The sequence below is a fragment of the Deinococcus aetherius genome (assembly GCF_025997855.1).
In the GTDB taxonomy this organism is placed as follows: domain Bacteria; phylum Deinococcota; class Deinococci; order Deinococcales; family Deinococcaceae; genus Deinococcus; species Deinococcus aetherius.
This window is the reverse complement of sequence record NZ_AP026562.1, coordinates 206,976-222,710: the sequence shown is the minus strand read 5'-3', so window position 1 is coordinate 222,710 and position 15,735 is coordinate 206,976. Positions and strand designations below refer to the sequence as shown.

At 67.9% G+C, this 15,735-nt stretch carries 17 protein-coding genes and 1 pseudogene; 10 read left to right on the top strand and 8 right to left on the bottom strand.

The features are described 5' to 3' along the window. Positions 1 to 59 precede the first annotated feature (59 nt). The 3 genes from DAETH_RS20640 to DAETH_RS20630 all read left to right on the top strand — a co-directional run bounded on the left by DAETH_RS20640 (position 60) and on the right by DAETH_RS20630 (position 3,430). Positions 60 to 1,130, top strand: a complete 1,071-nt coding sequence (locus DAETH_RS20640; protein ID WP_264778501.1) for an NAD-dependent epimerase/dehydratase family protein — start codon at positions 60 to 62, stop codon at positions 1,128 to 1,130. After that, positions 1,123 to 1,929: a WecB/TagA/CpsF family glycosyltransferase gene (locus tag DAETH_RS20635; protein WP_264778500.1), complete on the top strand. Its 807-nt coding sequence runs from the start codon at positions 1,123 to 1,125 to the stop codon at positions 1,927 to 1,929. The genes DAETH_RS20640 and DAETH_RS20635 overlap by 8 nt, the downstream gene beginning before the upstream one ends. Positions 1,930 to 2,080: 151 nt before the next feature. Then, entirely contained in the window at positions 2,081 to 3,430 is a 1,350-nt protein-coding gene (locus tag DAETH_RS20630; RefSeq protein ID WP_264778499.1) for an exopolysaccharide biosynthesis polyprenyl glycosylphosphotransferase, read from the top strand. 266 nt (positions 3,431 to 3,696) lie between these two features. Here the strand turns inward: DAETH_RS20630 and DAETH_RS20625 are convergent, their stop codons facing one another. Together DAETH_RS20625 and DAETH_RS20620 are read right to left on the bottom strand one after the other, a co-directional pair. Continuing rightward, a complete protein-coding gene (locus DAETH_RS20625) occupies positions 3,697 to 4,989 on the bottom strand; it encodes an O-antigen ligase family protein (protein WP_264778498.1) in 1,293 nt (430 codons plus the stop codon). Further along, on the bottom strand, positions 4,986 to 5,531 hold the full coding sequence (locus DAETH_RS20620) for a tetratricopeptide repeat protein (RefSeq protein WP_264778497.1): 546 nt from the start codon (positions 5,529 to 5,531) through the stop codon (positions 4,986 to 4,988). Before DAETH_RS20620 ends, DAETH_RS20625 begins: the two co-directional genes overlap by 4 nt. A gap of 264 nt (positions 5,532 to 5,795) precedes the next feature. Between DAETH_RS20620 and DAETH_RS20615 the strand changes: the two genes are divergently transcribed. Continuing rightward, entirely contained in the window at positions 5,796 to 6,461 is a 666-nt protein-coding gene (locus tag DAETH_RS20615) for a hypothetical protein (RefSeq protein WP_264778496.1), read from the top strand. Positions 6,462 to 6,541: 80 nt separating this feature from the next. Here DAETH_RS20615 and DAETH_RS20610 read toward each other — a convergent pair whose 3' ends face one another. The 6 genes from DAETH_RS20610 to DAETH_RS20585 form a co-directional block, all read right to left on the bottom strand. Continuing rightward, positions 6,542 to 7,009, bottom strand: coding sequence for a hypothetical protein (locus tag DAETH_RS20610; RefSeq protein ID WP_264778495.1), 468 nt, complete (start codon positions 7,007 to 7,009; stop codon positions 6,542 to 6,544). A 391-nt stretch (positions 7,010 to 7,400) separates the two neighbouring features. Beyond that, positions 7,401 to 8,870 (bottom strand): MDR family MFS transporter, encoded by a 1,470-nt coding sequence (locus DAETH_RS20605; protein WP_264778494.1) that lies wholly within the window; start codon positions 8,868 to 8,870, stop codon positions 7,401 to 7,403. A gap of 82 nt (positions 8,871 to 8,952) precedes the next feature. Then, complete coding sequence (locus DAETH_RS20600) at positions 8,953 to 9,417, bottom strand: hypothetical protein (RefSeq protein ID WP_264778493.1); 465 nt, start codon at positions 9,415 to 9,417, stop codon at positions 8,953 to 8,955. 102 nt (positions 9,418 to 9,519) lie between these two features. Continuing rightward, positions 9,520 to 9,750, bottom strand: a complete 231-nt coding sequence (locus DAETH_RS20595; protein ID WP_264778492.1) for a helix-hairpin-helix domain-containing protein — start codon at positions 9,748 to 9,750, stop codon at positions 9,520 to 9,522. A gap of 31 nt (positions 9,751 to 9,781) precedes the next feature. Then, entirely contained in the window at positions 9,782 to 10,183 is a 402-nt protein-coding gene (locus DAETH_RS20590; RefSeq protein ID WP_264778491.1) for a VOC family protein, read from the bottom strand. 62 nt (positions 10,184 to 10,245) lie between these two features. Then, positions 10,246 to 10,815, bottom strand: coding sequence for a dihydrofolate reductase family protein (locus DAETH_RS20585; RefSeq protein ID WP_264778490.1), 570 nt, complete (start codon positions 10,813 to 10,815; stop codon positions 10,246 to 10,248). A 201-nt stretch (positions 10,816 to 11,016) separates the two neighbouring features. Between DAETH_RS20585 and DAETH_RS20580 the strand changes: the two are divergent. From DAETH_RS20580 to DAETH_RS20555, 6 genes and pseudogenes are all read left to right on the top strand, one after another. Next, positions 11,017 to 11,214 (top strand): annotated as a pseudogene (locus tag DAETH_RS20580) (winged helix-turn-helix transcriptional regulator); the annotation flags it as partial. Further along, the gene (locus DAETH_RS20575) at positions 11,209 to 11,451 is read left to right on the top strand and encodes a hypothetical protein (RefSeq protein ID WP_264778581.1); all 243 of its coding nucleotides are present in this window, start codon (positions 11,209 to 11,211) and stop codon (positions 11,449 to 11,451) included. The pseudogene DAETH_RS20580 and the gene DAETH_RS20575, both read left to right, overlap by 6 nt. A gap of 338 nt (positions 11,452 to 11,789) precedes the next feature. Further along, on the top strand, positions 11,790 to 12,992 hold the full coding sequence (locus tag DAETH_RS20570; protein ID WP_264778489.1) for an ABC transporter substrate-binding protein: 1,203 nt from the start codon (positions 11,790 to 11,792) through the stop codon (positions 12,990 to 12,992). Further along, complete coding sequence (locus tag DAETH_RS20565) at positions 12,989 to 13,834, top strand: ABC transporter permease (protein ID WP_264778488.1); 846 nt, start codon at positions 12,989 to 12,991, stop codon at positions 13,832 to 13,834. Before DAETH_RS20570 ends, DAETH_RS20565 begins: the two co-directional genes overlap by 4 nt. Continuing rightward, positions 13,831 to 14,607: an ABC transporter permease gene (locus DAETH_RS20560; protein WP_264778487.1), complete on the top strand. Its 777-nt coding sequence runs from the start codon at positions 13,831 to 13,833 to the stop codon at positions 14,605 to 14,607. The genes DAETH_RS20565 and DAETH_RS20560 overlap by 4 nt, the downstream gene beginning before the upstream one ends. Continuing rightward, positions 14,604 to 15,626: an ABC transporter ATP-binding protein gene (locus DAETH_RS20555; RefSeq protein WP_264778486.1), complete on the top strand. Its 1,023-nt coding sequence runs from the start codon at positions 14,604 to 14,606 to the stop codon at positions 15,624 to 15,626. The genes DAETH_RS20560 and DAETH_RS20555 overlap by 4 nt, the downstream gene beginning before the upstream one ends. The last annotated feature ends 109 nt before the right edge of the window (positions 15,627 to 15,735 follow it).

Sequence of the window (15,735 nt, the reverse complement as noted above, 5' to 3'; positions counted from 1 at the left end):
ATCAGCCTTCAAGAAACATCACAATCCGTCGTTCAAGTAACGACACAGAGGAGGAGTATATGAGTACTGTCATCATCACTGGTTCCGCTGGCCTTATCGGTTCTGAAGCCGTCCGCTTTTTTGCATCCATCGGGATGAACGTTGTTGGGCTCGACAATGACATGCGCAAATTCTTCTTTGGTGACGAAGCTTCCACAGAATGGAACCGCCGCCGCTTGGAATTGGAAATACCTAGTTATAGGCATTATAACGTGGACATCCGTGATTTTGAGGCAATCGAGAAGATATACAAGGCGTACGGCTCGGATATCACTCTGATCATTCATACGGCGGCTCAGCCGTCGCATGATTGGGCTGCACGCGATCCCTTCTTAGATTTCAGCGTGAATGCGAACGGAACGCTCAACATGTTGGAGGCGACTCGTCGCTATGCACCGGATGCAACGTTCATTTTCACATCCACCAATAAGGTGTACGGCGATACGCCCAACTTCCTGCCGCTGCTAGAACTGGAAACGCGTTGGGAAATCGACCCGAGTCACCGCTACTGGTCGGGCATCGCCGAGGACATGACTATCGACCAGAGCAAGCACTCGCTGTTCGGCGCTTCCAAGGTGGCGGCAGACGTGCTGGTGCAAGAGTACGGGCGGTACTTTGGCATGCACACGGGCATCTTTCGTGGCGGCTGCCTGACTGGGCCCAACCATTCTGGCACGCAGCTTCACGGCTTCCTGGCTTACTTAATGAAATGTACTATGACTGGTACGCCTTACACGGTGTTCGGTTACAGGGGCAAGCAAGTGAGGGACAACATTCATTCGCACGATTTGATTCAAGCGTTCTACCACTTTTCCCAGAACCCACGCATAGCAGAGGTGTACAATATTGGTGGTGGACGCGAAAGCAATTGTTCTATGTTAGAGGCCATTCAAATGTCCCAAGAGATCACGGGCCGCGATTTGAAGTATACCTACACCGACGACAACCGTAGCGGTGACCATATCTGGTACATCAGCGATTTGGCGAAGTTTGAGCAGCATTACCCGGAGTGGAGCATTACATACGATGTACCGCGCATTCTGCGCGAGATGTACGAGTACAACCTGGAGCGGTGGGCAGCGCATGCTTGACTTCGGTAAACACTCCGTGCTGGGCATCAATGTTCACGGTGTGGACTATGAAACTGCTGTCGCACGTATAGTGCGCAACGCGAAGCTACGCTTGCCCCTTGCAGTAAGTGCCCTCGCCGTACACGGGGTGATGACGGGTGTGCTGGACCCAATTCATCAACGGCGTCTCAACGGACTGGACTTGGTGGTGCCCGATGGACAACCCGTTCGTTGGGCTTTGGGATGGTTGCATGACGTAAAGCTTCCTGACCGCGTGTATGGTCCAGAACTGACGCTTCGCTCGGCGGAGGCATGTGCCCACGAGGGTATTTCGGTCTACCTCTATGGTAGCAAGACCGACGTGTTGCAGAAATTTGCACACAACCTTCAAAGGAAGTATCCCGGTTTGCGTATCGCTGGTATGGAGCCATCGAAGTTCCGCCGCATCAATGCGGAAGAGAAGGCGCAGATCGTGCAACGTATCCATGAATCGGGGGCTGGCGTAGTATTTGTGGGGTTGGGTTGCCCGCGCCAAGAGGTATGGGCGTACGAGTACCGCGAAGCGTTGAGCATTCCAGTGCTAGCCGTGGGTGCTGCATTTGACTTTCATGCCGGAACGCTCCCGCAAGCACCACGTTGGATGCAAGATCGCGGGCTTGAATGGTTGTTTCGTCTTGTGCAAGAACCAAAACGGCTTTGGCAGCGTTATATCGTCTTGAACCCTAAGTATCTTTGCAACATCGGGTTGCAGCGATCACGAGTACGATCCTTCACTCCGTTTATGCCTGATGGGTACGAACCCATAGAGAGCTTTGGGTAAGTCCAGTGCTGCGCTCCTGTGCTTATAACGTGAGATTGGCTGAGCGAAGAAAGGTGCTGTTATGAGTATTGCCGCATCTTTCCAGAGAACATCCAAGCGAGAGCTGTCCTACTTCCCTTACCTGCGCTGCCGCCTTCTCAACGGTTTCTTAATGCTGCTGGGCGACCTGGGGGCACTCATGCTCGCCCTGTGGTTCGTGACGTGGCTGCGCGTGGGCGTGCTGCATCTGCCACCCCACCCGCACTGGGACATGTTCATGCTGCTCCTGTGGCCGCTCGGGGCGCTTTCGCGGCGCCTGCTGCCCAGTTGGGGCCTGGGCACACCCGAGGAGCTGCGGCTGACCGTGACCCTCCTGGCCCTGCTGTTCACGGCGCGCGGCCTGGCGGTGGACCTCGTGGAGGGAGGCTCGTGGGCCGAACTGCCCGCGCATCTGCTGGGCTTCCTGGCGGCGGCGGTGCTCATCCCGCTGGCCCGGTCCCTGACGAAACACCTGTTGCTGCATTTCAAAGCCTGGGGGCTGCCCGCCGTCGTCTACGGCGACGCGACGACCAGCCGTATGCTCGTCGAGACCCTCAAGACCAACCCGAGCTTCGGCTACCTGCCAGTCGGGGTGTTCGACGACGGCGCCTTCTCGCAGGAGCGGGAGATTCTGGGGGTGCCGGTGTGGGGCGGTCGGCGGGACGTGACGCCCTCGGCCCCCCTGGCGATTGTCGCGCTGCCCGGATTGTCGCGCTCGGAACTCATCACCCTGCTGGAGCAGTTGCTGCGCTCGTACCGGCGGGTGGTGATCGTGCCGGACCTCTTCGGGGTGCAGTCGCTGTGGGCCCAGACGCGGGACCTGGGCGGCGTGCTGGGCCTGGAACTGTCGCGCAACCTGAGCGACCCGCTCGCGCGCGCGACCAAGCGGGCCCTCGACGTGCTCGCGGTGGGCCTGACGAGCGTGGTCTGGGTGCCCGTGTGCCTGCTGCTGGGCCTCCTGATCTGGCTGGAGGACCGGGCCAGCCCGCTCTTCTTGCAGGAGCGCGTGGGCGAGGGCGAGCGGCCCTTCCGCACCTGGAAGTTCCGCACCATGCTCCCGAACGCCGAGGAAGTCCTGCAACGCAAGCTGGCCGAGGACCCCGCCCTGCGCGAGGAGTGGGAGGCGCACTTCAAGCTGCGGCGCGACCCGCGCATCACCCGCATCGGCGCCCTGCTGCGCAAGACCAGCCTCGACGAGTTGCCGCAACTCGTGAACGTGCTGCGCGGCGAGATGAGCCTGGTGGGCCCACGGCCGCTGCCCGCCTACCACGAGCAGAAGCTGCCTCAGCTTGTGCGCGACCTGCGCTGGGCGGCCCGCCCCGGAATGACCGGCCTGTGGCAAGTGTCGGGCCGCTCCGACAGCGGGACGGCGGGGATGGAGCGCTGGGACGCCTACTACGTGCGCAACTGGAGCGTGTGGCTCGACCTCGTGATCCTGATGCGCACCGTGCGGGTCGTGCTGCTGGGTTCCGGGGCGTACTGAGGGGGAGGGAAGATCGCCTCACCCTCTCGTTCCCGCTCATCCCCGCCAACTTCCACATTGACCCTGCGCCTCACCCCGGACTGCCCATCGGCATGCCCGGGGTGAGGCGGCTTTTGGGGGAGCTTGCGCCGGTCCGGCGACGGGTTCGGGAGTTGTCCGGCGGACCGCCCATCGTCACGGCAGGAGGCGGAGGGGGCCCGCTCAAGCGAATGGGAAACACGAAAGACCCCGAGAAAGGCTCGGGGCGGGCGGGTGGAGGGCACGGCTCAGCCGCCCCCTGGAGTCTCCTCTTCCACCGGCACGGACGGCAGGCCCGCGAGGGCGAAGGCGACGAGCATCGTCCCCGGAATCGCGGTGAGGTGGCTGTCGTACAGGCCGGTGAGCAGCAGGGTGGCGAGGGCGCTGATCCACGCCAGGGGCGCCAGACCGCGCGGCTTGCGCAGGACGCTGGTGAGCAGGAAGAGCAGGAAGAGGGCGAGACCGGGCGTGCCCAGTTCCGAGAGCATCTGGAGGTAGTCGCTGTGGGCGTAGTTGACGAAGGCCTGGTCCACACTGCCCGGCGTGTCGGAGGCGGGGAGGCGGTACTTCTGAAACTCGGTGACGAACTGGCCGACGCCGACACCCGTCGCCGGGTGCTCCGCCCACATCTGCCCGCCGAAGTGGTGGATGGAGCGCCGGACCGCCAGAAAGCCCTCCATGTCCTGGCTGTGGATGCCGAGTTCGGCCTTGTGGGCGTTGAAGAGGGCCGTGCCCGTGGGGGTGGTCGTGACGAACAGCGCCGCCCCCACCCCCCCCAGCGCCAGGACCGTGAGCGCGGCGCCGAGCCACGCGCGCTTCGTCCAGGCCCAGACCACGATGGGCAGCACCCCGGCGAGGATGACGGCGGGGATGCTGCTGCCGTCCGTCCTCAGGTTCATCACCTGCACCCCGACCTGCAACAGGAGGAGCGCGGGGGTGGACCACGACGGGCGCGAACACAGCAGCGCCGTCGAGGTGAGCGCCGCGACCGGGATGAGGTAGCCGCTGAAGTGGCTGGGGTGGAAGTACGGCCCGGTGAGGTACTCCCGGGGGGTGCCGGGGAGGGCCTCGTAGCCCGGCAGCGTGAAGCCGCGTGCCTGCAAGACGGCCACGACCACGGCCGCGCCGCCGCCGAGCAGCAGCGTGGCGACGGCGGCCGTCTGCCGCGCCCGCGTCCGGCACAGCAGGTGCAGGCTCAGGCTCGCGCCCAGGACGGCGGTCCACACGCCCGCCCACCGCTGCGCCTCCAGGGTGTACGGCGCCCAGGTGACGCTGGCCCAGATCCAGGCCAGCAGCGCCAGGGCGGACACCACCCAGAGGGGCTGGGCCACCTGAACTCGCCCTCGCGCGGCGACGGCGAGCAGGGTCAGGAGGCACGTCAGGCCGCCGAGCAGCGTGAGCCCGGAAAAGCCCCACCCGAAGGTGCTGCCCTGGGCCAGGGGACCCCACAGGAGCGTGACCAGGGCCGTGCCGAGCGCGGCGCGCTCCAGAAGCCGCGCCGGGCGGGCGGTGGGGGAGAGGACGCGGCTCGCCGTCGTCATCGCGCCCCCCGCTCGCACTCGCGGCTCCACTTCAGCCCGAGGCACCGCCCGTAGGCCGCCCGCGCCTCCGTGGCCCGGCCGAGCGCCCCCAGGAGCCGCGCCCGCTCCAGCCAGTACCCGGCATTGTTCGGGTCGAGGTCGAGGGCCGGGGCCAGCAGGCTCAGGGCGCGGGCGTGCTGGGCCTTGAAGGCGTACATGCGGGCGTGCTCGTAGTGGGGCACCGGCCAGTGGGGACTCAACTCGGTGGCTCGTCCGAAGGCGACGTCGGCCTCCCGCCGCAGCGTCTCTGTGTCGCGGAAGTACCACAGGCCCCGCGCCCGCTCGGCCAGCGCCAGTTGCGCCCTCGCGTCCCCGGGCCGGGCGAGGACTGCCTGCCGCCGCAACGCCAGCGCCTCGTCGAACAGCGCGAGGTTCTGACGCGTCTCCGCCTGGCGGGAGAGCTGCCAGGCCCGCAGGTCGGTGACGGCCCCCCGGATGGGAAAGGCGAGCGGTAGCAGCAGAGGTACGCAGAGATACCAGGGAAAGCGTAAGGTTCTGGTCATAAATGAAGACGCATGATCGAGAGAGGCGGTCAGCGTGCCGTCATTGTAAAGAGCGGAGTCAAAAGGCAGAGAGAAATTTTTGACGGAGAAAAGGCTGAGTCTCGACGATGATATTTATGAGGTAGCGCACGCCCTCTGGCCTCCAAGACGGACGACGTTTCAGAACCTAACTCCGTCCACTCACGCTCTGTCTCGGCTCGAGACGGATGTGAGGGCGCCCCGCTTTGCTTATCAGGCCCACGTTTTGCTTGAGGAGGAAAAGAGATGAAAAGAGTTCTTCTGCTGGGAACCCTGCTGCTGGGTTTGACGGCCTGTGGCGGTGGGGGCGGAACCGTCACGCCCGACACGTCCTACCCCTACAACCCCAGTGCCAGCGTGACGCAGTCGAGCGACGCCCGCGTTCCCTACCGGGGTGACTGGGTGTTCGTGGCGAAACTCGCCGACGGCAGCCAGCGGTACGGCTTGGCGAGCATCACCACCAAGTACTCGGACAACGACCTGAAGAACGCGGGCGGCGGCTTCATGTCCTGGTGTGTGCAGTTGGACTGCAAGCAGTACGACGAGCAGGGGAACGGCCTGATCGGTTCGGCGAGCATCTCGGGGAGCGTGCAGCTTGTCATCGGCATGGTGCCCAAGGGCACCAAGACGACCCGCTTCGAAATGGCCGACGTGGACGGCCGGGTGGAGAAGGAACAGGATCACGCGACGATCAAGGGCCAGGGGAGCTGGGTCGATGCGGCGGGCAACGCGCAGACGGCCGTCTTCGCGTTCGTGCAGGTGAGCACCGAGTCCAAGCTGGGCACCCAGGCGGCCCGGGCGCAGGCCATGCTCACCGCGCAGGGATTGGCGCAGGGCCGCGCCCTGGGCGCGCAGAGGGTCGCGCCGGGCGGTGAAGTGCGGGCCGTGCTGGAGCGCGCACTGGCGAAGTAACGCCGGACCTCAACGGGGGAGGGGACGCGTCGGCTGCGTCCCCTCCCCGCTGCTTGCTGGCTGTCCGGTGACCGTGAGGGTCAGTTCCCACCGCCGCGCGGGGTGACGGGCTGCCCGGCAGCCGCCGCCGCCTGGTTGGCCGCCGCGAGGGCCGCCGGGTCACTCAGGAGGCTGCTGAGGCTCTGCTGGGTGTTGACGGCGAGGGTGGGGTTTTGCTGAATCAGCCCGGCGACGGCATTCTGGAAGAGGGTCTTGCCCGTCGCCGACTCCAGCACGGCCTGGGTGACGAGCGAGGTGGGGGCGAGGGTGTTGCCGTACTTCAGCAGGCTCGCGAGGGCGGCCGGGGAAACCCGCAGCTTCTCGCTGATGGCCCTGGCGGCGGCGGAGTTCGGCTGCACCTTCTGCAACCGGGCGACGGTGAGGGGCGGCTGGATGCCCCGGACCTGGCCGATGGCGATCAGGGTGGCGTACCCGCTCACCTGGGAGGTCTGGGCGGCGGCGGAGGTGGCGAGGATGAAGACGGCGGTGAAGAGGGAAAGCTTTTTCATGCGACTCCTTGGGAAAAGCGAGGGGCGCCCTCACTTATCCTATGAAGTCTCGCCTCACGCCGCTCACAAATTTTTTACACGTCACAAATGGGTCAGGAAGGCGGACCGTACGGGAGGTGAGGAGAACAGCACAACGTCTTTCGTTTGCAACTGCCGGCAATAAGTTCTGTCTTTCCGCCTTACACGGGCTCAGGCGTGAGTAAACGCATGGGGTCGGGGGAGCGCCACCGTCATGTCTCTGAGCGGCCATACCTGCTGCAATCTGGCCGACCGCCTCCCGTCCGGGGTGCCCAGGCCCGGGCCCCTCGGCACACCACCTCTCATCGGCGGTGAAATGGCCCTGACCGTATGGCAGGGCCGGGTTTAGATCGTCTTCCGTGCGGTGGGGAGTTCAGTCTCCAGGCTGGGCCAGAACCGCCTCCCCGTCGGGTTCGGGGGCGTGCTGTGGTTGCGGGGCCCGCTTCAGGAACAGCGCCAGCAGCACCGCCAGCACGGCGATGGCGGCCGAGACACCAAAGGCCAGATGCAGGCCCTCCACCTGGGCCAGTGTCGGGGCGGTTCCCTCCTGCACCAGACGGCCCGCGCGGCCCGCCATCAGCGTGACCAGCAGGGCCGTTCCCGCCGCGCCCGCGACCTGTTGCAGGGTGCTGAGGATGGCGCTGCCGTGCGAGTAGAGCTGCGGCGGCAGCGGCCCCAGGGCGGAGGTGAACACCGGCGTGAACAGCAGCGCCAGCCCCACGCTGAGGGTCAGGTGCAGGCCCAGCAGCGTCCAGACGGACGTGGATGTGTCGATTCGCCCCAGCCCGAACAGCACCAGCGCCATCAGGAGCGTGCCGGGCAACACCAGCGGGCGCGGTCCCACGCGGTCATACAGCCGGCCGACCCAGGGAGCGAGCAGGCCCATCAGCAGGCCGCCGGGCAGCAGCAGCAGGCCGGTCTGCAGGGTGTTCAGGCCCCGCAGATTCTGGAGGTACAGCGGCAGCAGGATCGCGCCGCCGAACAGGGCCATCATGGCGATCACCATCAGGCCCACGCCCAGCGTGAACATCGGGAAGCGGAAGGCCCGCAGGTCGAGCAGCGGGGCCCCCCGCCGTCCCAGCACCACCTGGCGCCACAGGAAGGCGGCCAGCGACACGCCGCCCACCAGCAGCGGCACGCTCACGGCGGGGTTCCCCAGGCCGCCGGGCGTCTCCCCAAAACGGCTCAGGGCATAGACCAGACCGCCGAAGCCCAGCGCGGACAGGGGCACCGAGATCACGTCCAGGGCCAGACGCTGCGGGGTGCCCACGTTCCTCAGGGTGCGCGTCCCGTAGACCAGCGCGGCGAGCGCGATGGGCAGCACGAACAGGAACATAAAGCGCCACGACAGTGCCTGGAGGATCAGCCCGGAGATCGTCGGACCGACGGCGGGCGCCACCGAAATCACGATGCTGATCTGACCCATCACGGCCCCGCGCATTCGTTCAGGCACCAGGGTCAGCACGGTGGTGATCAGCAGCGGCAACATGATCGCCGTACCGCTCGCCTGCACGACCCGCGCCAGCAGCAGCGGCACGAAATCCGGGGAGATGGCCGCGAGCAGGGTGCCCGCGCTGAACAGCGTCATGGCGGTCAGGAACACCGCACGGGTGCTCAGGCGTTGGAGTAGGAAGCCGGTCACGGGAATCACGACCGCCATCGTCAGCATGAACGCGGTCGAGAGCCACTGCGCCGTGCTCGCGGTGATCCCCAGGTCGGCCATCAGGCGGGGCAGGGCGACGTTCATGATCGTCTCGTTGAGGATGACCACGAAACTGGCGATCAACAGGATGACGATGACGGCGCGGTCGCGCGGGGCGAGGGGTTCGGCGGGGGGACTCATGGGCGGACCTCCAAGGTCGGGAAAACAAAACGGGGACGAGGGGCCCGGGTTCCGGCGTGGGTGGGGCCGCCCCCACCCCCTGTCACGGTGACTCCACGCGGGTCATGTCCGTCCGGTAGCCGCCGCCGGGCCACGTCCAGCCGCCCGTCACGGTCTGATCGCCCTCGCCGAACGTTCCCCGGTAGAAGCTGGGAGAGCCCCGGTGCCCGGCCCAGATCGTCAGCGTGTCGCCCGTCAGGTCATAGACGTAATCAAGTGTCAGACCGTCGGTGAAGGAGTAGACCCGGGTGTGGATGTCCGCGCTCGGCTCCCCGCCGAAGGGGTGGAGGTGTCCGATGACCTCGATTCCCCGGATGGCTCGGTCGCCGTGGAGCAGGTCGAACTGCTGGATCAGGAAGAAGCCGCCCTCCGTCCACTCGTACCTGACCTGCCCGGTGGCCTCCCCGGACACCTGCCAGGTGCCCACCAGCCGCGCCAGCGTGCGGAGGTCGGGGTTCTGCGTGGAGCCCAGTGGCGGGCTCAGTGGCCCGGTATCCATGTCGGTCATAACACGTCCTCTCGCGAGCGGAGTTCGGGGTGAGGGCAGGTGGGGTCCAGCGCGCGGTCTTGGGGCCTCGCGTCATGTCGCAGGGGAGAGGCGGGTGGACGGTCACGGTGGTGGGCTGATGAACGCCAGGCCCCGGTCGGCCAGTGCCGCCCGCAAGACCCCCAGCGCCTTCGGACCCATGCCATGGAGCCGTGCCACCTCGGCCTCGGTGTGCCGGGCGAGGTCCGCCAGCGTGGTGATCCCGGCACGGGAGAGGGCACGCTGAGCGGGGGCGCCGAGTCGGGGGAGGTCACCGCTCCCGGTGGGGCTGGAAGACGCCTGGAGATGAACCATGAGGGCTCCTGCAAGTCGCCGGGTGAGGAGGTCAGTGCGTGTAGTTCAGCATCCACTGGAAGCCGTAGCGGTCGGTCAGGTGCCCGAAGGTCGAGCCCCAGAACGAGGGGCTGAGGGGGTGCGTCACCTGTCCGCCCTCCGAGAGCCTCTGGAAGTACGTCTCGGTCTCCTCGCGGCTGGTACAGCCCAGCATCAGCGAGACGGCCCCGTTCGGGCGCACGTCCGTCCCCAGGTCCGAGCTCATCAGCGTGAGGTCGCCCAGCGTGAGGACCGAGTGCAGCACCCGCTCCTGTGCCTCCGGCGGCAGGTCGGCGGCCACCGGGGACTCGCCCACGGTCTGCACCTCCAGCGTGCCGCCCGGGCACCGCTGGTAGAACGTCATCGCTTCCTTGCAGTTGTCCGTGAAGCCGAGATACACCTGAATCTGAGCCATAACTCCTCCTGGGATGACGGGATGAGTGGGTTCACTTCGGGACGGGCGCGGAGAAGAGGAGTTCAGACACGACGAGGCTGGCGCCGTCCGTTCCTCCCCACCTGGTAGGTCAGGTGTGTGGCGTGCGCGGATTCCACCGTCCGCAGGCGTTCCAAGGGGAGTCGCGGGCCGCCAGCAGGAAAGAGTCGGAGGCCGCCGCCCAGCAGCACCGGCGCGACATGGAGTTGCAGCTCGTCCAGCAGCCCGGCGTTCAGAAATTGCTGAGCCGTCTGGGCACCGCCCGCCACGCACACGTCGCGGGCTCCGGCCGCCTCCCGGGCCCGTGCCAGGGCACGCTCGGGGCCGTCTGTCACGAAAATGAAGGTGGCACCGCCCCGTTCCACCGTCGGCTGTGGCCGGTGGGTCAGGATGAAATGGGGCACCCGGTACTCGGTGTCGAACCCGTCCGGTGCCGTGCCGAAGGCCGTTCGGCCCAGGACCATCGCCCCCATGCGGCCGAGCAACTCCCGCTTGATGCCCTCGGCGGCTCCTTGCTCGGCGAAGTACCAGTCGTGCAGGCCGCCGTCCTCCCCGTCTGGCCCGGCGACGAAGCCGTCGAGCGAAACGGCGAGGTCGAGAAAGACCCGGCTCACCGGCGCAGCTGTGAAGTCAAGCGGTCCAGGCCGATGAACGCGACGCTCTGTCTCATGGTGTCCTCCTCCGGTGAAATGGGGTCTCTGGACGAGCCGCGCCTATACGTACTTCTCCTTGCTCGTTTAGCCTACAACGTAATGATCCCAAATTGCAACCTTCAGCCCAGTTGTAAATATTGGACTGAGTGCGCTGAGGATGGACTGCCGCCCAGGCCCGTCCACGACGACGTTTGCGCCGCTGCCATGCCCTCGATCTGGTCGGGGAACGCTGGGCGCTGCTGGTCGTGCGGGAGTTGCTGCTGGGTCCCCGGCGCTTCGGCGACCTGCAGGCCGATCTGCCCGACATCGGCCCCAACGTGCTGTCGCAACGCCTCAAGGATCTGGAAGAGGCCGGTGCGGTGCGAGCACCTCGCCCGGCCCGCCGGCGCCCCCATCAGCCTCGCCACGTTGGTCACGGTGCTGAAGACCATGTTCGACCCTGGGCGGGCCGGGGACCTGGACGCTACCCTCGCCCTCCAACTGGAGCGCGGGGCGTTCGAGGTTCGCATCGGTCAGGGACGAATCGACGTGACGCCGGGTCCGGCCCGTGACCCCTGGCGGTCCTTACCACGGATGTCGCTACCCTGGGCGGGCTGATCTTCGGCGGCCTGTTCCTGACGGTCGCAGGGCTGGCCCCAGCCCGCCCACTCTGTCGCCCATTTGACGCATGGCCCGTCGGGGATGCGGCATGCTGGGGGCCGTTCGAGGTCACCGTTGTGTTCTGATCCCACCCCGTCGCCCCCACCCCCTCCACTTCCGGCCCTGCTCGGCGGCGAACTGGCTGCGCCTCACGGGTGGGGCGGCGCCCTGCTGCGGCAGGCGGTGCGGGAGGCGGGAGGGTCTGGAGCCAGCTTCCACGTCGCCACCGATCCGGACTTCCCCCACGTGGACGCCCCCATCACGGCCCACCGCCACGCCCTCCCTGGAGAGACCGCATGAAAACAATCCTGACCCTGACCCTCGCCCTCGTGGGCACGTCCCTCGCCGCCCCCGACCCTGCGAACTGGCCCCAGGTGCTCAAACAAGCGCGCGGGCAGACCGTCAACTTCTACATGTGGGGTGGGTCCGACAACATCAACACCTACGTGGATACGGTCGTCGCGCCCGCCCTGCAAAAGCTCGGAGTCACGCTGCGCCGGGTGCCGGTCACCGACACCGTGCAGGCCGTGAACAAGGTGCTGGGCGAGAAGCAGGCTGGGAAGAACCAGGGGGGCAGCGTGGACCTCATCTGGATCAACGGGGAGAACTTCCGCACCGCCCGGCAGGCGAACCTGCTGCTGGAGGGCTGGGCCGAGCGGCTGCCGAACGCGAAGTATGTCGACTGGCAAAACCCGGCGGTCCGCAACGACTTCGGCTACCCGGTGAACGGCGCCGAGTCCCCCTGGGGCAGCACCCAGTGGCAGTACGTGTACGACAGCGCCCGGGTGAAGCCGGAGGACCTGCCGCGCAATTTCAGGCAGCTCGCCGCCTGGGCGAAGGCCCACCCAGGGCGCTTCACCTTCCCCGCGCCGCCCGCCTTCTACGGCAACCGCTTCCTGCGGATGGCGCTGTTCGAGTTGAGCGGGGGCCGTGAACCCTTCGCCGGGGGCTTCGACGAACAGGTCTGGCAGGCCAGGTCGCCGCTGCTGTGGAATTACCTGAAAGACCTCCAGCCCAACCTGTGGCGGCGGGGGCAGACCTTCCCGACCGACATCGCGCAGCAGTATCAGCTCCTGGCGAACGGAGAGGTGGACTTCGCCTTCGTGCAGAACAAGGCCGGGATCGCGGCGGAGGTGAAGAGCGGGCAACTGCCGAAGACCGCGCGGGTGTACCTGTTTGGCGGGGGCACCATCGCCGACTCCCACTACGTCGGCATCCCCTACAACGCCGCGCACCAGGCGGGCGCGATGGTCCTCGCCAACCTGCTGCTCGACCTGGAGCTGCAATTGAAGAAGCTCTCCGGGGACGTGTGGGGCGACGGGCTGGCAGTGAATCCGGCTCGGGTCGGCAAGGCGTTCGAGGCGAGGGTGGGGCAGGCGCTGCGCCCGGGGCCGTACACGCTCGATCAGACGTTCCTGGCGAAAAACGCCGTGGGGGACGTGGCCGCCGAGTACGACCGGCAGGTGCAGGCGGGCTTCAAGGAACGCTTCCTGAAGTGACGCGGCGGCTCGCGTACCTGCCGGTGCTGCTCGTCACGGTGGGGCTGTTCGGGGCAGGGCTGCTGCTGGCCGGGGTGCAGAGCCTGGGCGGGTTGCCGGTGACTGGGAAAGCCGACTGGGGCGTGGCGGCGTACCGGGAACTGTTCAGCTCGCGCTCCTTCTGGTCCGCCCTCGGCATGAGCGCCTGGGTGGCGGGGGCGGGCACGCTGATTGCGGCGGCCCTGGGGACGCTCGCCGCCCTGGCCCTGTGGCGGCTGCGGGCGGGGGCCGGGCTGCGCTTCCTGTTCGCGTGGAACCTGCCCGTGCCGCATGTGGTCGCCGCCTGGGTGACGCTGCTGCTGTTCTCCCAGAGCGGGCTGTGGTCGCGCCTGGCGCATGTCCCGGGCCTCTCCCGCAACCCCGGGGACTTCCCGGCCCTGGTGAACGACCCGCTCGCGCTGGGGGTGCTGCTGGAACTCGCCTGGAAGGAGGTGCCCTTCGTGGGCCTGGCCGTCCTCGCGGCGCTGGCGCGCTTTGACGGGCGACTGCTGGAGGTGGCGCGCAGCCTGGGCGCCTCCCGCTGGACCCGATTCTGGCACGTGGTGCTGCCGGGGGTGCGCCCGGCGCTCCTCTCCGCGTGCGTGCTGGTGTTCGCCTTCGCCTTCGCATCCTTCGAGGTGCCGTACCTGCTGGGACCCACTTCCCCGGCCACGCTGCCCGTCCTCGCGTACCGGGCCTTTACCGACGCGGACCTCGCCGCCCGGCAGGAGGCGATGGCGCTCAGCGTGGTCACTGCGGGGCTGGCGGGCCTGGTGGTGGCGGCCTGGGCGTTCCTGAGTCTACGCGGCCGGGAGCGCGGGTGAGGGCGGCCCGCCGGACGCTGACCGCCGCCCTGATACTGGGTGCCGCCTTGCCGCTGGCGCTGCTGCTGGTCTGGTCCTTCAGCCTGCGCTGGTACTACCCGGCGCTCCTGCCGCAGGAGTTCAGCACTAGGGCCTGGGAGGCACTGCTCGCGCCGTCCGGGCAGGTCTCGCCCGCCCTGCGGGGAAGCACCTGGGTGGCGGGCGTCACGGCGCTGCTGGCGACCCTCATTGCACTTCCCGCCGCGCGGCAACTCGCCCGGGAGCGCCCGCTGACCCGCGCGGTCCTGGGCGGAGTGATCCTCGCGCCGCTCGTCCTTCCCGCCTTCGCGGGCGTGATGGGCGTGCAGGTGGCGTTCATCCGGCTGGGGCTGGCGGATACCCCCGCCGGAGTGGTCGCGGCGCACCTGATCCCCGCGACGCCTTACGCCGCCGTGCTGCTCACCGGCACCTTCGAGGTGTATGACGCGCGGTTCGAGGAGGTGGCCCGCACGCTGGGCGCCCGGCGTGCCCAGGTGTTCACGCGCGTGACGCTGCCCCTGCTGCTGCCCGGGGTTCTCGTCGCGGCCCTCCTCGCGTTCCTGGTCTCCTGGAGCGAGTACCTGCTGACGCTGATCGTGGGCGGCGGGCAGGTGTCCACCCTGCCACTGCTGCTCTTCGCCTCCGCGCAGGGCGGGGACTACGCGCTCACGGCGGCCCTCAGCCTGGTGTACGTCCTCCCAGCCCTGCTGATCTTCACGCTCGTTGCGGGGAGGCTGCGGGGGTGGCGGGCATGAACGGCCTCTCGGTGCGGGGCCTGTGCAAGGGGTACGCCGGGCGGGCGGTCCTGCGGGGGGTCAGCCTCGACGTGCCGGCCGGGGAACGCTTCGCGCTGCTGGGTCCCTCCGGGAGCGGCAAGACGACCCTGCTGCGGATCGTCGCCGGGCTCGACCACCCGGACGCGGGCGAGGTGCAGATCGGCGGGGTGTCTCTGGCGGGCGTGCCCGCCGAGCGCCGGGGGCTGGGCGTCGTCTTTCAGGACCCGCTGCTGTTCCCGCACCTCACCGTCGGGGAGAACGTGGGCTTCTCGCTGCGGCTGCGCGGGGAACGGGGCCGGGCGCTGCGGGCACGGGTGGAGGAGGTCCTGGAACAGGTCGGCCTGAGCGGCTATGCGGCGCGGCGACCGCACGGGCTCTCGGGGGGACAGGCCCAGCGGGTCGCGCTCGCCCGTGCTCTGGTCACACGGCCCCGGGTGCTGCTGCTGGACGAGCCCTTCAGCGCCCTCGACACGCCCCTGCGGCGCGAACTGCGCGGATGGCTCACGGCGCTCCAGGAGGCCACCGGCACGACGATGCTGTTCGTCACGCACGACCAGGAGGAGGCCCTGAACGTCGGGCAGCGGATCGGGCTACTGCTGGACGGCACTCTCGCGCAGGTCGGCGAGGGGCAGGCGTTCTACACCCGCCCGGCGTCCGTGACCGTCGCGGCCTTTTTCGGCGGTGTGAACTTCATCCCGGGCGAGCAGCGCGGCGGGGAGGTGCGCACCGAACTGGGCGTGTTCCGGGTGCCGGTTCGGCGCGAGGGCCGGGTCACGCTCACCGTGAGGCCGGAAGCCCTGCGGCTGGCGGACGAGGAGAATGCTGTGCGCGGAGAGGTGGTCGCCTCCGAGTTCGCGGGAACCCACCGGCGCGTGACGCTCAGGGCCGGACTCCAGCGTCTCGTGTGGCACGCCCCGCCCCACGAGGCGGTCACGGTGGGGCAGCCCCTCACCCTGGCCTGCCCCGCCTCCGCCTGCTGGACCATTCCGGCGGGGTAACGTGACGAGTTCGCCCGCCCACCACCCGCAGCTCGGGCGGCATGTTCAGGAAGCCGGGCAAGGCCACCCGCTTCACGAAGCCGACCTCACCCCTGGGAGGTGCGAGACA